Raw genomic sequence first — 18821 nt, forward strand, 5'->3', positions numbered from 1 at the left:
TCGCGATGAAAACCCTGAAGAACTGGACGCTGCATCAGCAGGCCGATCACTTTGTCGAACTCAAGGTCGAAGATCGTCATTTCCTGCGGCTTTACGTGCTGGAAGAGAAGCTGATGCGCGTGCTGCTGAAGCGCGACGGTGAGCTGGCACTGAACCGCACATGGAGCATTGCGCCTGAGACTGATGTGCCCTGGGAGGGACGTAACCGCGAGGCGCTGGATGGCTTTACGCTCCCCGCATTTCAGGTGGAGCACGATGCGCATCAGCTACGTATCAGCACCCAGCAACTGCGGGTGACGGTACATCAGCCGCTCTGCCTGAGCTGGGAGCAGTTTGATGGCGAGAGCTGGCAGCCGCTGGCCGCCGATCGCCACACCGGTGCCTATCTGCTGAATGCCCACGGTGATGGAGTCGAACACTATCAGCGTCGTCAGCCGCAGGATCGGGTGTATGGTCTGGGCGAGAAGAGCGGCGACCTGAACCGCGTTAACCGCCGTTTTGAGATGCGTAATCTTGACGCCATGGGCTACAACGCCGCCAGCACCGATCCGCTCTACAAACACATTCCGTTTACCCTGACGCAGCGTGATGGCGTCAGTTTCGGCCTGTTTTATGACAACCTTAGCAGCAGCTGGCTCGATCTGGGGAATGAGCTGGATAACTACCATCTGCCTTATCGCCGTTATCGCGCCGAGGCGGGCGATCTTGATTACTACATGATGCTTGGCCCGACGCTGCTCGACGTGACCAAAGCCTTTGTGCGCCTGACCGGACGCACGTTGTTTCAGCCGAAGTGGAGCCTCGGATACAGCGGTTCTACCATGCACTACACCGACGCGCCGGACGCACAGCAGCAGCTGCAATCCTTTATCCGCCTGTGCCGCGAGCATGAAATTCCCTGCGACTCGTTCCAGCTCTCTTCCGGTTACACCTCGATTAATAACAAGCGCTACGTCTTTAACTGGAACTACGACAAAGTCCCGAATCCTAATGCGCTGAGCGACGCATTTCATACTGCCGGAATGAAGCTGGCGGCCAATATCAAGCCCTGTCTGCTGCAGGATCATCCGCGTTATCAGGAAGTCGCGTCACAGGGGCTGTTTATTCGTGACTCTGAGCAGGATCGCCCGGAGCGTTCGGTGTTCTGGGATGATGAGGGATCGCATCTTGATTTCACCCATCCGCAGGCGGTGCGCTGGTGGCAGGATAATGTCACGCAGCAGCTGCTGGAAAAGGGCATCGATTCTACCTGGAACGACAACAACGAATATGAGGTGTGGGATGGCGAAGCGCGCTGTCACGGTTTTGGTCAGCCGATCGCCATCAAGCATATCCGGCCGGTGATGCCGTTGCTGATGATGCGCGCCTCGATGGAAGCGCAGCAGCAGTTTTCCCCCGATAAACGTCCTTATCTGATCTCCCGTTCCGGCTGTGCCGGAATGCAGCGTTATGTGCAGACCTGGAGCGGCGATAACCGCACCAGCTGGCAGACCCTGCGTTACAACATCCGCATGGGGCTGGGAATGAGCCTGTCAGGGCTGTTTAACGTCGGACACGATGTCGGCGGTTTCTCGGGCAACAAGCCGGATGCCGAATTGTTTGTGCGCTGGGTTCAGAATGGCGTAATGCATCCGCGTTTTACCATCCACTCGTGGAATGACGATCACACCGTGAACGAGCCGTGGATGTACCCGGAAGTCACCCCGATGATCCGCGAGGCGATCCGGCTGCGTTATCGTCTGATGCCTTATCTCTATAATCTGGCGTGGCAGGCCAGCGTGGAAGATGAGCCGATGCTGCGCCCGACCTTCCTTGATCATGAGCAGGACCCGCAGACGTATCAGGAGTGTGATGACTTTATGCTGGGACGCGATCTGCTGGTCGCCAGCGTTGTAGAGCAGGGCGCGCGCAGCCGTGAAGTCTATCTGCCACGTAATCGCGGCGGCTGGTATGACTGGCACAGCGGCAAGGCGTTTGCAGGTGGCGAGACCATCACGCTGGATGCGCCACTGGATCGGCTGCCGTTGCTGGTGCGGGCTGGTGCGATCATCCCGCTGGGCGAGTGTGAAACCACCACCGATGCGCGGCGCGACACAGTGCGGCAGTGGCAGCTATGGCCAGCACCTGAAGGCGTAGCCACTCAGGGCGAAATGTTTGACGACGATGGTGAGAGCCATGGCTGGCAGCAGGGCAATGCTCTATGGCTGAGCTGGACGTTGTGCAGCAGCGCAAGCCGAATCGACCTGACGGTGGAAAAACGTGGAGATTACCAGCCCGCCTGGCGAGAGATCGCGCTGTTACTGCCTGCAGGTGAACGTCGTGAGCTGTGGGTGAATGGCGAGAAAGCAGCGAGTTACCGGCTGGAATAGCGGTGGCGTGGTGGCAAAGCCTAATCAATCAGGTTTTGGGCAGCAACGCTTAAATTCATTGAACAGGGAACAGGGGCAGAGGAGGAAAGCGTCCCGCGCCATGGATGGCGCGGGCCGAGCATGCCAGGGATGGCGGCTTTTGCGTCTTTCCGATCTGACCCTGTTCCCTGTGAAGGCACGATCTCGCAGCGACCAGGTCTTATACCTCAGTGGTCGCAACAGATATTATTCTGCGTGATTCTCAGTGCTCATGCGGCCCAGATCTTTATCGACCAGGAACAGACCGTTGCCGCTGTTGCTGACCAGCGCCAGTTTATCCAGCACGGTTTTGAACAGCTTCTCTTCTTCGTGCTGCTCGGCAACATACCACTGCAGGAAGTTGAAAGTTGAGTAATCCTGCGAAGTCATGGCAGCGTGCGCCAGCTCATTGATTTTGCTGGTGATCAGCTGCTCATGCTCCAGCGCCTGCTGCAGGATTTCATTCAGCGAGGTGAAAGAAACCGGTGGCGCAGCGATGGTGCCCAGCACCGGCATGCCGCCGGTATCGCTCAGGTAGTCAAACAGACGCTGCATGTGCTGCATCTCTTCGCGTGAATGCATCTTCAGGAAGGAAGCGGCACCCTCAAAGCCTTTGTCGCTGCACCAGGCGCTCATTTGCAGATAAAGATTGGCAGAGAAAAATTCCAGGTTCAGCTGGTCGTTTAAACGCCCAGTCATTTCAGCAGTCAGCATGGCCGAGTCCTTTTAAGAAGATGTTAAATACAGATGTATAGTCGGTGAATTATGCATCAAACATGTTAGTAAAGTGAAGCCTTTTCGGCAAAATGAGCGAATTTATCTGATTGATTTAACTAGAATTATTTCGGAAATTGAATGCGACCAATTCTCATTTTGCATCACAGGTTACCTGGCAATAAAGTCAGGGTAATCAGCACCATGATAGTGCGCACGTTCGTGAGTCTGCTGGTGCAACCGTCACAAACACAGGCGAAATAGCCACAATCTGATGACGTCGCGAAAATATAACCTCGTGGTCGGAAAACGTTATTTCGGAATGCAACTGACGGCTGGCAGGGATAAAACGTTCAGTAGCGACAGACACGCCGTTAATAATCGCGCTCTGATCTGCTCTGGCATAAATCCTGCTTAAAACTCACTTCCCTAAATTAAAATTTGCTACGCCAGGGAATTTACGGCAAAGCAGCTTATCAGGAGAAAGAGATGTCAGAAGAGAGTGTGGTTAATCCGGTAAAAATGACGGCGACCAAAGGCAGTTATGTCGCGTTAATTTTTGCCATCCTGTTTTTTTCAGGGCTGTTTTATAACGTCGAGGGTCTGAAATGGCTGGGTGCCTTTGACTTCACCACTCTGGGCGGCAGCTTTGGCACGATGAAAGATCCCGCAAGTAACACCTTTGTAGGCGCAGGCGGACTCAGCGCCAAAGCGGGCTTCCTGTTTGCGCTGTCGCTGACGCCTACGGTGATGCTGGCACTGGGCGTGCTGGAAATCTTCACCCACTATGGCGCGATTCGCGCGGCACACCGCTTACTGACCCCACTGCTCAAGCCGCTGATGGGGCTGCCGGGCCATTGCGGTCTGGCGTTAATCACCGACCTGCAAAGCACCGATGCGGGCGCGGCATTAACCAAAGAGATGGCTGACCAGAAACAGATCAGCAAAAAAGAGGTGGTGGTAATGAGCGCCTGGCAATATTCCGGTGCCGGATTAATCAATAATTACTTCGCCATCGGTTCTGCGCTGTTCGCCTCCATGACCCTGCCGATTATTATTCCGCTGTTATTAATGTTCGTTCTGAAATTTGTCGGTGCGGCGATAACACGCGCTGTGTTAAACAGTGTTTATAAGAAGGATTTCGCCGATGGAAAATAAATCCGTAAGCAGTAATCCGTTCGATGTGTTTGTGACCGGCGCGCGTAAAGGTTTTCATATCGCCATTCACAACCTGATGCCGAACGTAGTGATGGCCTATGTGCTGGCAGAAGTACTGAACCTGCTCGGCATTATGCAGTTTCTAGGGCATGTCTTTGCGCCGGTGATGGGGCTGTTCGGCCTGCCGGGTGAGGCGATTACCGTACTGCTCACCGCCTGGCTCTCATCGTCGGCGGGCACCGGCGTAGCGGTCAGCCTGCTGACTAAAGGGCTGCTGACCGGCGCGGATATCACTATTCTGGCTCCGGCGATTTTCCTGATGGGATCGCAGCTGCAATACATGGGACGGCTGCTGGGCGTGGCCGATGTGCCCAAAAAATACTGGCCGCTGCTGATGCTGGTGAGCATCATCAACGCGCTGATCGCGATGTCTGTTATGCGTCTGTTTATTCAGGAGTAACGCTGTGTCTAAGGTATTAGAGCATTACCACTATCTGCACGAAATTCCGGAGCTGGGTTTTCAGGAGGTGAAAACCTCGGCCTACATCGCAGACCAGCTGGAGAAAGCGGGCCTGAAGGTGACGCGTAATATTAATAACACCACCGGCATTGTGGCGGAGATCGACAGCGGGGTGCCTGGGCCGGTACTGGCGCTGCGTGCGGATATGGATGCGCTGGGCCACATCATTGATGGCGTGCCGTGCGCGCGTCACACCTGTGGTCACGACGGTCACTCTTCAGTGGTGCTGACAGCGGCGACGGCGTTGCTGCAGGAGGGCACGGTGAAACGTGGCCGGCTGAAAATCCTGTTTCAGCCCGCCGAGGAACTGGGTGCTGGTGCGCTCTCGATGATCGAAGGCGGCGCCCTGGATGATGTGGAGATGATTCTGGGCTTCCATCTGCGTCCGCTGGAGGAGTGCGTGGTCGGCCAGGCGGTGCCTGCCGTGCTTTACTCCGCCTGCAGCACGCTGGAAGCGACCATCAAAGGCCAGCCCGCTCATGCGGCGCGACCGCATCTTGGCATAAACGCGCTGGATGCTGCTGTACAGGCAGTGCAGGCGGTTAACGCCATCCATCTTTCGCCCGGCCTGACCTGGAGCGTCAAAGCGACGCGCTTCCTGTGCGATGCGGGTGTCACCAACTCGGTGCCGGATGAAGCCCGCGTGGTGTGGGATTTACGTTCGCAGGAGAACGGGCCGATGACGCTGCTGAAAGAGCAGGTCACGCGTGCCATTACTCACAGCGTGGCCGCACTGGGTGCCACCGCCGAGGTGCGTGTGCTGAAAGAGATGCCCGCCGCCGAGATTGATGATGAAGCGACGGCGGTGATCCGCGCCGCCATCGTCGAGGTGCTGGGCGAAGAGGGCGCACTGTCGACCCGGACCACGCCGGGCAGCGAGGACTTTTTCAACTATCCGGTGAAGCGTCCGGGTGTGAAAGCGGGCTTCTGGGGGCTGGGCACCAACCTGACGCCAGGGCTGCATCATCCCGATATGCGTTTTGATCTCAGCTCGCTGGAGATTGGTGTGCAGATCTTTAAAGCCTGCGTCAGGAAGGTGCTGGGATAATGGTGGCGGGACGGATGCCGATCCGTCCCGCACTGTTGCGGCATTAACCGTTCTCCGATTCTCCGCCCAGGAAATCCTGCCCCTCTCCCTGTAGGCCGCGCGCGCAAAATATTGTATGCTATGCCGCCTTAAAGCTGACCAGGTAACCGGACTTCACGCCAATGTAACTTCGCGCTGACCCGCCAGCGATCAATGATCGTTTTTGGCACCGTTTACCCGCCGGTAAGGTTCTGCCGGCCACCGTGATTTATCAGCAGCGCCAGTACGTTGCGCTGCCTATTGAGAAGAATTCCATGTCTAATCCCTTTTTAGAAGAGGTGGCACGCCGCCGCACCTTCGCGATCATTTCGCACCCGGATGCCGGTAAAACCACCATTACCGAAAAAGTGTTGCTGCTCGGACAGGCTATCCAGACCGCCGGTACGGTAAAAGGCCGTGGCTCTAACCAGCACGCCAAGTCGGACTGGATGGAGATGGAGAAGCAGCGTGGTATCTCCATTACCACTTCTGTGATGCAGTTCCCTTACCGCGATAGCCTGGTGAACCTGCTGGATACCCCAGGTCACGAAGACTTCTCGGAAGATACCTACCGTACGCTGACGGCGGTTGACTGCTGTCTGATGGTGATCGATGCCGCGAAAGGCGTCGAGGATCGTACCCGTAAGCTGATGGAAGTCACCCGTCTGCGCGATACGCCGATCCTGACCTTTATGAACAAACTTGACCGTGACATCCGCGATCCCATGGAAGTGCTGGATGAGGTGGAAAGTGAGCTGAAAATTGCCTGCGCACCGATCACCTGGCCTATCGGCTGCGGCAAGCTGTTCAAAGGGGTGTATCACCTCTATAAAGATGAGACCTATCTCTACCAGACCGGTAAAGGCCACACCATTCAGGAAGTCCGCATCGTGAAGGGCCTGAACAACCCGGATCTCGACACCGCAGTGGGTGAAGATCTGGCGGCACAGCTGCGCGAAGAGCTGGAACTGGTACAGGGCGCATCGCACGAGTTTGAGCAGGAAGCGTTCCTGAGCGGCAAACTGTCGCCGGTCTTCTTCGGCACCGCGCTGGGTAACTTTGGCGTTGACCATATGCTGGATGGCCTGGTTGCCTGGGCGCCACGTCCAATGCCGCGCGATACCGACACCCGTACGGTAGAAGCGAAAGAAGAGAAGTTCACTGGCTTCGTGTTTAAGATCCAGGCCAACATGGACCCGAAACACCGTGACCGCGTGGCCTTTATGCGCGTGGTGTCCGGTAAATATGAAAAAGGGATGAAGCTGCGTCAGGTACGTACTGGCAAAGATGTGGTGATCTCCGACGCTCTGACCTTTATGGCGGGCGACCGTTCGCACGTTGAAGAAGCTTATCCTGGCGATATTATCGGTCTGCATAACCACGGCACCATTCAGATTGGCGACACCTTTACCCAGGGTGAGAACATGAAGTTCACCGGTATTCCGAACTTCGCGCCAGAACTGTTCCGTCGTATTCGCCTGCGCGATCCACTGAAGCAGAAACAGCTGCTGAAAGGGCTGGTTCAGCTGTCGGAAGAGGGTGCGGTGCAGGTGTTCCGTCCGGTGCATAACAACGATCTGATCGTGGGCGCGGTCGGTGTGCTGCAGTTCGATGTGGTGGTCGCGCGTCTGAAAAGCGAATATAACGTCGAAGCTATCTACGAAGCGATTAACGTCTCCACGGCGCGCTGGGTTGAATGCAGCGATGCGAAAAAGTTTGAGGACTTCCAGCGTAAAAACGAAGTTAACCTGGCGCTCGATGGCGGTAATAATTTGACTTATATCGCGCCGACCATGGTAAATTTGAATATTACTCAGGAACGTTATCCCGACGTTACTTTCCGTAAAACGCGCGAGCACTAATCGCCTGTTTCAGGGCCATTCCAGCTGGGAATGGCCCTGATTTCCCCCTTCCAGACTCCTCCTAAAAACCTCGTTTTTCTTCTGTTTTGACGTGCGATCAACCAGTTAGCCAGGCAAATTGCAAAATGCCGTCTATGATTACTCTATCGGACGGCGGAAGAGACTTCTCTTGTCCTTACGTCCTGTTACGCAGTGGCCCTGGCTGCCTCTGTTTCGCCCACAGTTTTTTGGGTGAGTTAACTGATAGAAGGAAGATATCGATGAACAAGACTAAGATTGCTAAAACCCTGATGGCCGCCATGATTGGTTCAGCACTGATCAGCGGCAGCGCACTGGCTGACGAATCAATGTCGCAGAAAGCGTCACAGACAGCCGACAGCGCGGGTTCAAAAATCGATAGTTCTATGAAAAAAGTCGATGGTTATATGGATGACAGCGGCATCACCGCCAAAGCTAAAGCTGCTCTGGTGGATGACGACGCAATTAAAAGCACGGATATCTCGGTAAAAACGCATAGCGGCGTCGTGACCTTAAGCGGTTTCGTCACCTCACAGGATCAGGCTGAAAAGGCTGTGGCTGTGGTGCAGAAAATCGAAGGTGTTAAATCCGTCAGCGACAAACTACACGTCCGTGACAGCAAATCATCTTCAGTGAAAGGTTATGCCGGTGATGCCGCAACGACCAGCGAAATTAAAGCTAAGCTATTAGCAGATGACATTGTTCCGTCGCGCAACGTAAAAGTTGAGACTACCGACGGTGTTGTTCAGCTTTCAGGGCATGTTGCTAATCAGGCACAGTCAGATCGTGCAGAAAGCATCGCTAAAGCCATTGAAGGCGTGAAAAGCGTTAAGAATGACCTGACGGTTAAATCTTAATAGCTGACGTACGGTCACTCTGGTGGCCGCACGAATAAAAGACACCCATCCGGGGATGAAATAACCAGTTCGATTTTTTAAATTGGGTAAGGAGAGGCTTATGTTTCGTTGGGGCATTATTTTTCTGGTGATCGCACTGATCGCTGCAGCGTTAGGTTTTGGCGGTTTAGCGGGCACAGCAGCATGGGCAGCTAAAGTTGTCTTCGTCGTTGGTATTATCCTGTTCCTCATCAGCCTGTTTACCGGCCGTAAAAAGCTTTAGCCGATGAGTTCTGCAGTCTAATGCAACGCAAAGCATAGAGCGGAGACCAGTCATCTGTAGCGACTGACGTGAAGAGAGGGATATCTTCATATCGCTACAAGGTAAGCCAGCCCAGCTGGCCTGCCGGTTAAAGGAATAGATGACTGGTTCTCCGGAATGCTGCCGTCATAAACGGATCGATCCTCCAGCATACCCGGAACCCCTTTTTGAGGTTCGCACAGTGGGTATACGCATTCCCGTCACACTCGGCGCCATTGAACCTCTGGCCCTGACACCGTTTAAATCTCAGAAAATAGCTTTGGTTTGTGAAGGCGGCGGTCAGCGTGGCATTTTCACCGCAGGCGTATTAGACGAATTCCAGCGCGCCCGATTCAATCCTTTTCAGCTGATGCTCGGCACCTCTGCCGGTGCACAAAATCTCTCTGCCTTTGTCTGTGGTCAGCCCGGCTATGCCCGTCGTGTGATTACCCGCTACACCACCAGTAAACTCTTCTTTGATCCGCTGCGCTTTGTGCGTGGAGGCAATCTGATCGATCTCGACTGGCTGGTCGATATTACCCGCAGTGAATTCCCGCTGGCGATGAGCAGCGCGGAGCAGCTGTTCTCCAGCGGTCGCGAGTTCTATATGTGCGCCTGCCGCAGCGATGACTACACGCCCGGCTACTTCAATCCCACCGCCGACAACTGGCTGGATCTGATTAAAGCCTCCAGTGCCATTCCCGGTTTTTACCGGCTGGGAGTCAATGTGGAAGGGATCAGCTATCACGATGGCGGCATCAGCGATGCGATTCCGGTGCGTGAAGCCGCGCGACGCGGGGCCGATACTATTGTGGTGATCCGCACCGTGCCGTCGCAGATGTTCTATACCCCGAAATGGTTTAAACGCATGGAGCGCTGGCTCAGCACCGGCGCGCTGCAGCCGATGATTAACGTGCTGAATAAGCATGAGCAGAGCTATCGCGAGATCCAGCAGTTTATTGAGAATCCGCCCGATGATTTGCGCATCATTGAAATCTTCCCGCCGCACGTGCTGGCCAGTAGTGCGCTGGGCAGCAGCATCGCGGCGCTGAATCAGGATTACCATCTGGGACGCCGCTGCGGTCGCTATTTCCTCGCCACGCTGGGCCAGTGGCTGAGCGATGCGGAACCGATGGTCTCTGCGCGTATCGTCACGCCGCCTGCGCCTGTCGCCAATGCGCCGGATACCCGACTGATCATCACACCGCCGCTGGCGGACAATGATGCGGATTACGACAAAGGATCGCTGGCATGAAGTTTATCGACACGCACTGTCACTTCGACTTTCCGCCATTCGAAGGGGACATTGCCCCCAGCCTGGCGCGCGCCGCTGAGGCGGGCGTGGAGAAAATCATTGTTCCGGCAATCGATGCCAGCCGCTTCGAACGGGTCTGTGCGCTGGCCGCGGCGCATCCGCCGCTCTATGCCGCGCTGGGCCTGCATCCCATCGTCATCGAAAATCATCAGGACGCCCATCTCGACCAGCTGGAAACCTTACTGCAACAGCGGCCGCGTAAGCTGGTGGCGATCGGCGAGATCGGGCTGGATCTCTATCGCGACAATCCACAGTTTGATAAGCAGCAGCGCTTTCTCGACGCGCAGCTTAAGCTGGCAAAGCGTTATGCATTGCCGGTGATCCTGCATTCGCGCCGGACCCATGACAAGCTGGCGCAGATTCTGCGTCGTCACGATCTGCCGCGCCGTGGCGTGGTGCACGGTTTCGCTGGCAGCCTGCAACAGGCGCAGGCCTTTATTAAGCTGGGTTATGCGATTGGTATTGGCGGGACCATTACCTATGAACGTGCCAGCAAAACCCGTCAGACCGTGGCGCAACTGCCGCTCTCTTCGCTGCTGCTGGAAACCGATGCACCCGATATGCCGCTGCAGGGTTTTCAGGGCAAGCCAAACCGTCCCGAACGGGCGCGTCAGGTGTGGGAAGTGCTCTGCAGCCTGCGGGAAGAGTCACCTGAAGAGATTGCTGATGCGCTGTGGCACAACAGTCAGAAGCTGTTTCAGCTCGATCCCGCTTTTCCGGCGCTGCGCAGCTGACCAGCCTCCCGATCATCACCCCTTGCGTTAAAATGTTATAATAGTAACATTGCATCAGCTGGCGTATAATCGCTATCAGCGAGTGTAATTTGCCAATTCAGTCACGATTTATGTGGCAGGATTGCATCATTTTCTTATTTCTATGTGACTGCTGGCACATATCAGGCCGCTTCAGAGTGTTATTATTATAACATTCCGCCGGCAAGCCGGTGGGTTGCACCCCGATCCTTTGGAGAGCCTCATGACCGATATCAAACACCTTGCCCTGCGCGCCCTGAAACTGATGGATTTAACCACCCTGAATGACGACGACACCGATGCAAAAGTGATTGCCCTGTGTCATCAGGCTAAATCCCCGGCAGGCAACACCGCGGCAATCTGTATCTATCCGCGTTTTATTCCGATCGCGCGTAAAACGCTGCGCGAGCAGGGTACTCCGGAGATCCGCATCGCCACGGTAACTAACTTCCCGCACGGCAATGACGACATCGACATCGCGCTGGCAGAAACCCGCGCTGCTATCGCCTACGGTGCCGATGAAGTAGATGTGGTGTTCCCGTACCGTGCACTGATCGCCGGTAACAGCCAGGTCGGCTTTGATCTGGTGAAAGCCTGTAAAACCGCCTGTGCAGAAGCGGACGTGCTGCTGAAAGTGATCATCGAAACCGGTGAGCTGAAGCAGGAAGCGCTGATTCGTCAGGCCTCTGAAATTGCCATCGATGCTGGTGCTGACTTCATCAAAACCTCCACCGGTAAAGTGCCGGTCAACGCCACGCCAGAAGTGGCGCAGATCATGATGAACGTGATCCGTGATAAAGGCGTCAGCAAGGACGTTGGCTTTAAACCTGCGGGCGGCGTACGTACCGCGGAAGATGCCGCGATCTATCTGCAAATGGCAGAAGATACGCTGGGTGCCGACTGGGCCGATGCGCGCCATTTCCGCTTTGGTGCCTCAAGCCTGCTGGCGAGCCTGCTTAATACCCTGGGTCATGACAGCGACACCAGCAAAGCGGGTTACTGATCCCTCGGGCGGTCTCTGACCGCCTGTTCTCCATTCTGATTTCCCTGAACCAGGGGGCTACCTTGTTCCTGCCACAAGAAATTATTCGCAAAAAACGTGACGGCCATGCGCTGACGGAAGAGGAGATTCGTTTCTTCATCAATGGTGTGCGCGATAACACCGTCTCGGAAGGTCAGATCGCCGCGCTGGCGATGACCATCTGGTTCCACGACATGACGCTGCCAGAGCGGGTCGCGCTGACGATGGCGATGCGTGATTCCGGTACGGTGCTTAACTGGAAATCACTCAACCTTAACGGGCCGGTGGTGGATAAGCACTCGACCGGCGGTGTCGGCGATGTGACGTCGCTGATGTTAGGGCCGATGGTCGCCGCCTGCGGTGGATATGTACCGATGATCTCCGGTCGTGGCCTGGGTCATACCGGCGGTACGCTGGATAAACTGGAAGCGATTCCGGGCTTCGATATCTTTCCCAGCGATGACCGCTTCCGCGACATCATTAAGCAGGTCGGTGTGGCGATTATCGGCCAGACCAGCTCGCTGGCGCCGGCGGATAAGCGTTTCTACGCCACACGTGACATCACCGCCACCGTCGATTCCATTCCGCTGATCACCGCCTCGATTCTGGCGAAGAAGCTGGCCGAAGGGCTGGATGCGCTGGTGATGGATGTCAAAGTGGGTTCCGGCGCGTTTATGCCAACCTATGAAGCGTCAGAAAGTCTGGCGCAGTCGATTGTGGGCGTTGCCAATGGCGCAGGCTGTCAGACCACTGCACTGCTGACGGACATGAACCAGGTTCTCGCTTCTTCAGCCGGTAATGCGCTGGAAGTGCGTGAAGCGGTTCGCTTTCTCACCGGCGAGCAGCGTAATCCGCGTCTGCTGGAAGTGACGCTGGCGCTCTGCAGCGAAATGTTGATCTCCGGCAAACTGGCCGCCAGCGACACCGAAGCGCGTCAGAAGCTGATGACAGTGCTGGATAACGGCAAAGCCGCCGAGGTGTTTGGTCGCATGGTCGCTGCCCAGCAGGGACCGGCTGATTTCGTCGAACGCTACGACACTTATCTGCCCGCGCCAATGCTGAGCAAACCGGTCTATGCCGACCAGCCAGGCATCGTCAGCAGCATGGATACCCGTGCGCTGGGTATGGCGGTCGTCGCGATGGGCGGCGGACGTCAGCGCGCCAGCGACAGCATCGATTACAGCGTTGGCTTCAGCGAGATGATCACCCTGGGCGAACGTGCCGATGCGCAGCGTCCGCTGGCGATAATTCACGCCAGCAGTGAAGACAAATGGCAGCAGGCCGCCGCTGCGGTCAAAGCCGCGCTGGTGCTCGGTGATTCCGCGCCAGCTGAGACGCCAGTTGTCTATCGCCGCGTGAGCGATATCAGCTAACTGACCAGTAACCGGTGCCAGCGGTGATGCATTCGGGTATACTGATCTGATCGCTTTTTTTTGACTTGTCACGCGCCAATGCGCAGGAGACTTGCATGAAACGTGCTTTTATTATGGTGCTCGATTCCTTTGGAATCGGCTCCAGTAAAGATGCCGATAAATTCGGTGACGTGGGTTCAGATACCTTAGGTCATATCGCCGAAGCCTGTTTTAAAGGTGAAGCAGACAAGGGACGTAAAGGCCCATTGCATCTGCCTAACCTCACCGCGCTGGGTCTGGGCAAAGCCGCCGAGCTGTCGACCGGCCGCTTCCCGGCAGGCCTGGATCCTGAAGCGAAGATCACCGGCGCGTACGCATACGCCAGCGAACTTTCGTCAGGTAAAGATACGCCGTCAGGCCACTGGGAAATTGCCGGTGTGCCGGTGCTGTTTGACTGGGGCTACTTCAGCGACAAAGAGAACAGCTTCCCGCAGGAGCTGCTGGACAAGCTGGTTGAGCGCGCAGATCTGCCGGGCTATCTCGGTAACTGCCACTCATCAGGTACGGTGATCCTCGACCAGCTGGGCGAAGAGCATATGAAAACCGGCAAGCCGATTTTCTATACCTCTGCGGACTCCGTATTCCAGATCGCCTGTCACGAAGAGACCTTTGGTCTTGATCGTCTCTATGCGCTGTGCGAAATCGCCCGTGAAGAGCTGACCGAAGGTGGCTACAACATTGGCCGCGTGATCGCCCGTCCGTTTGTGGGTGACAAAGCGGGTCAGTTTGAGCGTACCGGCAACCGTCACGATCTGGCCGTCGAGCCACCATCCGCCACCATGCTGAAAAAGCTGGTGGATGAGAAGGGCGGTCATGTGATTTCTGTGGGTAAAATCGCGGATATCTATGCTGAGCAGGGCATCACCAAAAAGGTCAAAGCGACCGGTCTGGATGCGCTGTTTGACGCGACAATTCAGGAAATGAAAATCGCGCCGGATCAGTCGATCGTTTTCACCAACTTCGTTGATTTCGACTCAACCTGGGGACATCGTCGCGATGTAGCCGGTTATGCGGGCGGGCTGGAGCTGTTTGACCGTCGTCTGCCTGAGCTGATGGAGCTGGTTGGCGAAGATGACATTCTGATCCTGACCGCTGACCACGGTTGTGACCCGACCTGGCAGGGCACCGAACATACGCGTGAGCACATTCCGATTCTGATCTACGGACCGAAAGTGGAGCCGGGTTCACTGGGATACCGCGAGACTTTCGCCGATATTGGTCAGACAATTGCACACTACTTTGGCCTGTCCGAGATGGACTATGGCAAGAACATGCTGTAAATCAGCAATTTAATAAGGATTAAACAATGGCAACTCCACATATTAATGCTGAAATGGGCGATTTCGCAGACGTCGTACTGATGCCTGGCGATCCGCTGCGTGCAAAACACATCGCAGAAACCTTCCTGGAAAACGCGGTTGAAGTGAACAACGTGCGCGGCATGCTGGGCTACACCGGTACTTACAAAGGCCGCAAAGTCTCTGTAATGGGTCACGGAATGGGTATCCCTTCCTGCTCCATCTACACCAAAGAGCTGATCACGGACTTTGGCGTTAAAAAGATCATCCGTGTGGGCTCCTGTGGTGCCGTACGTGCCGACGTAAAACTGCGTGATATCGTGATTGGTATGGGTGCCTGCACCGATTCCAAAGTGAACCGTATGCGTTTCAAAGATCACGACTTCGCTGCGATTGCTGACTTCGACATGGTGCGTAACGCGGTTGATGCGGCGAAAAACCTGGGTGTTGAAGCGCGCGTGGGTAACATCTTCTCTGCCGATCTCTTCTACACCCCGGATCCGCAGATGTTCGACGTGATGGAAAAATATGGCATCCTCGGCGTTGAGATGGAAGCCGCAGGTATCTACGGTGTGGCCGCTGAATTCGGCGCGAAAGCGCTGACCATCTGTACGGTTTCAGACCACATCCGTACGCACGAGCAGACCACCGCTGCTGAGCGTCAGACAACCTTCAACGACATGATTAAGATTGCGCTGGAGTCTGTCCTGCTGGGTGATTAATCCGCGTGGCGGGTGATCGTTCCCGCCTGCTGCCCGATCGCCTGTTCAGATCCTCCTTTACCGGAGGATCTGATTTTCCCGCCTTGCCTTCCCGGTAACATTCACATCAAATGACACACTTTTGCTGAGGCTTGTGCATCTTCGCGCTGGCACCTCTGCGATCCCGCTTTATCATAGTGCGCAATAACAGATAATAATTAATCGCCTGATAATGCCCCCTGATGAACTTTCGTAACTTCGAAGCTGAAGAGAAGCTGTTTGCCCGCCGCGCCGCAATAGCCTTTGCTCTGGTCTGTATCTGTTTCACCATTCTTGGCGTAAACCTTTATCGTCTGCAGGTGCGCGATCATAGCTACTACCAGACGCGCTCCAATCAGAACGACATCAAGATGATCCCCATCGCCCCGACGCGCGGGCTGATTTATGACCGCAACGGCATTCCGCTGGTGCGTAACGTCAGCTGGTACGCCATTACGCTGACGCCTTACAAAATCACCGATATGGACGCCACGCTGCGGGAACTGACACCCATCGTTAATCTGACGCCGGACGAGATCGACACCTTCCGCCGTGCGCTGAAGCAGACCAGCCGTTACAAGCCGGTAGTGCTGAAAGAGGAGCTGACCGAAGAACAGGTCGCCCGCTTTGCGGTGAATCAGTTTCACTTCACCGGAGCCAGCATTGAGACCTATCAGGATCGTGAATACCCCTATGGCGCGGATCTGGCGCATGTGATCGGCTATGTGTCGAAAATCAACGATAACGACTACAAACGCCTGAATGCAGAGGGCATCGCCGAAAACTATGCCGCTGACCACAACATCGGCAAGCAGGGAATTGAGGGCTATTACGAATCGCTGCTGCACGGCAAGCCGGGTTATCAGGAAGTGGAAGTGGATAACCATGGCCGCATTGTGCGGGTGCTGAAAGAGGTGCCGCCGGTCGCGGGTAAAAACCTGACCCTGACGCTGGATCTGCATCTGCAACAATATATTGAGAGTCTGCTGGCGGGACAGCGTGCGGCGCTGCTGGTTGAAGATCCGCACGACGGCTCGGTGCTGGCGATGGTCTCCAGCCCCAGCTACGACCCGAATCCGTTTGTGAAAGGCATCAGCTATCAGGCCTACAAAAAGTTGCTGCAGGATAAAGACCTGCCGCTGATTAACCGCGTCACGCAGGGACTTTATCCGCCTGCCTCCACGGTGAAGCCTTACATGGCGATGTCGGCGCTGCTGACCCATGTGATTACGCCGCAGTCGCAGTTCTTTGGCGCGCCGACCTGGACGCTGCCAGGCACGGACCGGCGCTATCGTGACTGGAAGAAAAGCGGGCACGGCATGCTGGATGTCACCCGCGCCATTGAAGAGTCTGCCGACACCTTCTTCTATCAGGTGGCCTTCATGATGGGCATTGATCGGATTCACACCATGCTCAGCCAGTTTGGCTACGGCAAGTCGACCGGCATCGACCTCAATGAAGAGTACAGCGGCTTGCTGCCGAGCCGGGAGTGGAAGCAGAAGGTGCATAAAAAGGGCTGGTATCAGGGCGATACCGTTTCTGTTGGCATCGGGCAGGGCTACTGGGTGGCGACGCCGATTCAGATGGTAAAAGCGATGGTGGCGCTGATTAACAATGGTCGGGTAATTGCACCACATCTGCTGGAGAAAACCCAGCGCGGCACGCTGGTGGAGAACTACCGTCCGCAGAAGCCCGAGGCGCAGATTGGCGATCCGCATTCGCCGTACTGGTCGCTGGTCCGCCACGCGATGTTTGGCATGGCAAACGCGCCAAACGGCACCGGGTACAAATATTTCCACACGGCACCTTATGGCATCGCCGCGAAGAGCGGAACGTCTCAGGTGTTCAGCCTGCGCCAGAACCAGACCTATAACGCGAAGATGATCCCGGTGCGGCTGCGTGACCATATCTTCTACACCGCCTTTGCGCCGTTTAACGATCCGAAAGTGGCGGTGGCGTTGATTCTGGAGAACGGCGGCAACGAAGGGATTGTTGCGGCACCTGTGATGCGGGCGATTCTGGATCACATCTTTATTCCGCCAACGCCAGAAGCACCCGCTCAGGCAACACCGTAAAAGGGGGCGATTGCCCCCGCAGATCGTCAGGCTTTAAGCGTTTTGGTCACATGGCCGATAGCGCGCACCACATCCGTTGCGCCTTCACGGATTTCCGCAATCACGCCGCCCGCTTCCTGGGCCAGTTGCACACCCTGATCGGCGCGCTTCAGGTTTGATTCAATCCCTTTCAGTGCCCGGCTCGCCAGCAGGTGGTTTTGCTGTACCCGATTTTCGATGTCGGTCGTCGCGCGGTTGATGTTCGCCGCCAGCGTCCGGACTTCGTTAGCGACTACTGCAAAGCTGCGGCCATGGGTTCCGGCCCGTGCTGCTTCAATCGCGGCATTCAGCGCCAGCAGGTTAGTCTGGTCGGCGATCCGGCGGATACCTTCCACAATCGCGCCAATACGATCGGAGGATTCACTCAGCCCGGTAATATCACCGGAAATCCCCTGCAACTCACCGGCCAGGGCGTTCATAGTCTGCACGCTGCTGGCGATTACATCGGCTCCCAGCTTTGTGCTTTGATCCGTTTGCAGCGCGGTGTGATAAGCCCGCTGTGCCGCATCATGCTCCTGCTGATTCTTTTCCACCTGTGCGGTCACATCCGTCGCGAATTTGACGATCTTGTAGAGCCGCCCCTGTTCGTCAAACACCGGGTTGTAGGTGGCGCGCAGCCAGACCGTCTCGCCTCTTTTATTGACCCGGGGAAACTGGCCCGAGACAAATTCACCCCGGTTCAGCTGCTGCCAGAACTCGCTATATTCGCGGCTGTCACGCAGTTCCTGCGAGCAGAAACGGCTATGGTGAACACCTTCTACTTCCTCGCGGCGGTAGCCCATGGTTTTCAGGAAGTTTTCATTGGCTTTAAGCACTTCACCTTTCAGGTTAAAGGCGATGACGGCCATGGAGCGCTCAATAGCGGTGGTGATAGCGCGCTGCTCCTGCGCATCGTTGATATGACCGGTGATGTCGGTCGCCAGCTTAACGATTTTAATGACCCGGCCATGGCGGTTCTGCACCGGCACATAGTTGGCTTCGAGCCAGATCGGACGGCTGTTTTTCGCCATGCGCAGAAACTTATTGCTGAAGCTTTCGCCCCGGTTCAGTCGCAGCCAGAAATCCTGATACTCGCGCGACTGAAGCTGTTCCGGCGTGCAAAAGAGGCTGTGGTGCTGGCCTTCAATCTCTGCCAGCGTGTAGCCCATGCGCGCCAGAAACAGCGCATTGGCGCTGAGAATGGTGCCATCGGGGGAGAACTCAATCATGGCGATGGAGCCGTTGAGAGAGCTCAGCGTGGCGGCTGAGTGTGAGCGTTTCTGCCAGCTATGGCGCGAAGCAATTCCTGATGTAATGGTGGAAAACAT

At 55.9% G+C, this 18821-nt stretch carries 16 protein-coding genes; 14 read left to right on the plus strand and 2 right to left on the minus strand.

Features of this window, described 5'->3' with window-relative positions:
* Positions 1-5: 5 nt before the first annotated feature.
* Positions 6-2369, plus strand: coding sequence for a TIM-barrel domain-containing protein (locus ACN1CO_RS18025; RefSeq protein WP_419140133.1), 2364 nt, complete (start codon positions 6-8; stop codon positions 2367-2369).
* Positions 2370-2594: 225 nt separating this feature from the next.
* Here the strand turns inward: ACN1CO_RS18025 and ftnA are convergent, their stop codons facing one another.
* Positions 2595-3101 carry a non-heme ferritin gene (gene ftnA, locus ACN1CO_RS18030; RefSeq protein ID WP_010248984.1) on the minus strand — a complete coding sequence of 169 codons (507 nt, stop codon included), beginning with the start codon at positions 3099-3101 and terminating at the stop codon, positions 2595-2597.
* A 489-nt stretch (positions 3102-3590) separates the two neighbouring features.
* Between ftnA and ACN1CO_RS18035 the strand changes: the two genes are divergently transcribed.
* The 13 genes from ACN1CO_RS18035 to mrdA all read left to right on the plus strand — a co-directional run bounded on the left by ACN1CO_RS18035 (position 3591) and on the right by mrdA (position 17475).
* A complete protein-coding gene (locus ACN1CO_RS18035; protein WP_419140134.1) occupies positions 3591-4259 on the plus strand; it encodes a nucleoside recognition domain-containing protein in 669 nt (222 codons plus the stop codon).
* Positions 4249-4719, plus strand: coding sequence for a YjiG family protein (locus ACN1CO_RS18040; protein ID WP_266306133.1), 471 nt, complete (start codon positions 4249-4251; stop codon positions 4717-4719). The genes ACN1CO_RS18035 and ACN1CO_RS18040 overlap by 11 nt, the downstream gene beginning before the upstream one ends.
* A gap of 4 nt (positions 4720-4723) precedes the next feature.
* Positions 4724-5827 (plus strand): M20 peptidase aminoacylase family protein, encoded by a 1104-nt coding sequence (locus ACN1CO_RS18045; RefSeq protein WP_419140135.1) that lies wholly within the window; start codon positions 4724-4726, stop codon positions 5825-5827.
* A 293-nt stretch (positions 5828-6120) separates the two neighbouring features.
* Positions 6121-7707: a peptide chain release factor 3 gene (prfC, locus tag ACN1CO_RS18050; protein WP_419140136.1), complete on the plus strand. Its 1587-nt coding sequence runs from the start codon at positions 6121-6123 to the stop codon at positions 7705-7707.
* A 260-nt stretch (positions 7708-7967) separates the two neighbouring features.
* Positions 7968-8582: a molecular chaperone OsmY gene (gene osmY, locus ACN1CO_RS18055; RefSeq protein ID WP_003848532.1), complete on the plus strand. Its 615-nt coding sequence runs from the start codon at positions 7968-7970 to the stop codon at positions 8580-8582.
* A gap of 100 nt (positions 8583-8682) precedes the next feature.
* Positions 8683-8844: a DUF1328 domain-containing protein gene (locus ACN1CO_RS18060; protein WP_003848537.1), complete on the plus strand. Its 162-nt coding sequence runs from the start codon at positions 8683-8685 to the stop codon at positions 8842-8844.
* A 220-nt stretch (positions 8845-9064) separates the two neighbouring features.
* Positions 9065-10117: a patatin-like phospholipase family protein gene (locus tag ACN1CO_RS18065; RefSeq protein WP_419140137.1), complete on the plus strand. Its 1053-nt coding sequence runs from the start codon at positions 9065-9067 to the stop codon at positions 10115-10117.
* Positions 10114-10911 carry a TatD family hydrolase gene (locus ACN1CO_RS18070; RefSeq protein ID WP_419140138.1) on the plus strand — a complete coding sequence of 266 codons (798 nt, stop codon included), beginning with the start codon at positions 10114-10116 and terminating at the stop codon, positions 10909-10911. The genes ACN1CO_RS18065 and ACN1CO_RS18070 overlap by 4 nt, the downstream gene beginning before the upstream one ends.
* 241 nt (positions 10912-11152) lie before the next feature.
* On the plus strand, positions 11153-11932 hold the full coding sequence (gene deoC, locus ACN1CO_RS18075; RefSeq protein WP_419140139.1) for a deoxyribose-phosphate aldolase: 780 nt from the start codon (positions 11153-11155) through the stop codon (positions 11930-11932).
* A 62-nt stretch (positions 11933-11994) separates the two neighbouring features.
* Complete coding sequence (deoA, locus tag ACN1CO_RS18080) at positions 11995-13323, plus strand: thymidine phosphorylase (protein WP_419140140.1); 1329 nt, start codon at positions 11995-11997, stop codon at positions 13321-13323.
* 95 nt (positions 13324-13418) lie between these two features.
* Entirely contained in the window at positions 13419-14642 is a 1224-nt protein-coding gene (gene deoB / locus ACN1CO_RS18085; RefSeq protein ID WP_419140141.1) for a phosphopentomutase, read from the plus strand.
* A gap of 26 nt (positions 14643-14668) precedes the next feature.
* Positions 14669-15382, plus strand: coding sequence for a purine-nucleoside phosphorylase (deoD, locus tag ACN1CO_RS18090; protein ID WP_090965956.1), 714 nt, complete (start codon positions 14669-14671; stop codon positions 15380-15382).
* A 221-nt stretch (positions 15383-15603) separates the two neighbouring features.
* The gene (mrdA, locus tag ACN1CO_RS18095; RefSeq protein ID WP_419140142.1) at positions 15604-17475 is read left to right on the plus strand and encodes a penicillin-binding protein 2; all 1872 of its coding nucleotides are present in this window, start codon (positions 15604-15606) and stop codon (positions 17473-17475) included.
* Between the two features lie 26 nt (positions 17476-17501).
* On the opposite strand, the gene ACN1CO_RS18100 is transcribed toward mrdA, so the two are convergent.
* Positions 17502-18821 carry a methyl-accepting chemotaxis protein gene (locus ACN1CO_RS18100; RefSeq protein WP_419140143.1) on the minus strand — a complete coding sequence of 440 codons (1320 nt, stop codon included), beginning with the start codon at positions 18819-18821 and terminating at the stop codon, positions 17502-17504.

Source organism: Pantoea sp. R13S299 (genome assembly GCF_048515925.1).
Lineage (GTDB): Bacteria > Pseudomonadota > Gammaproteobacteria > Enterobacterales > Enterobacteriaceae > Pantoea.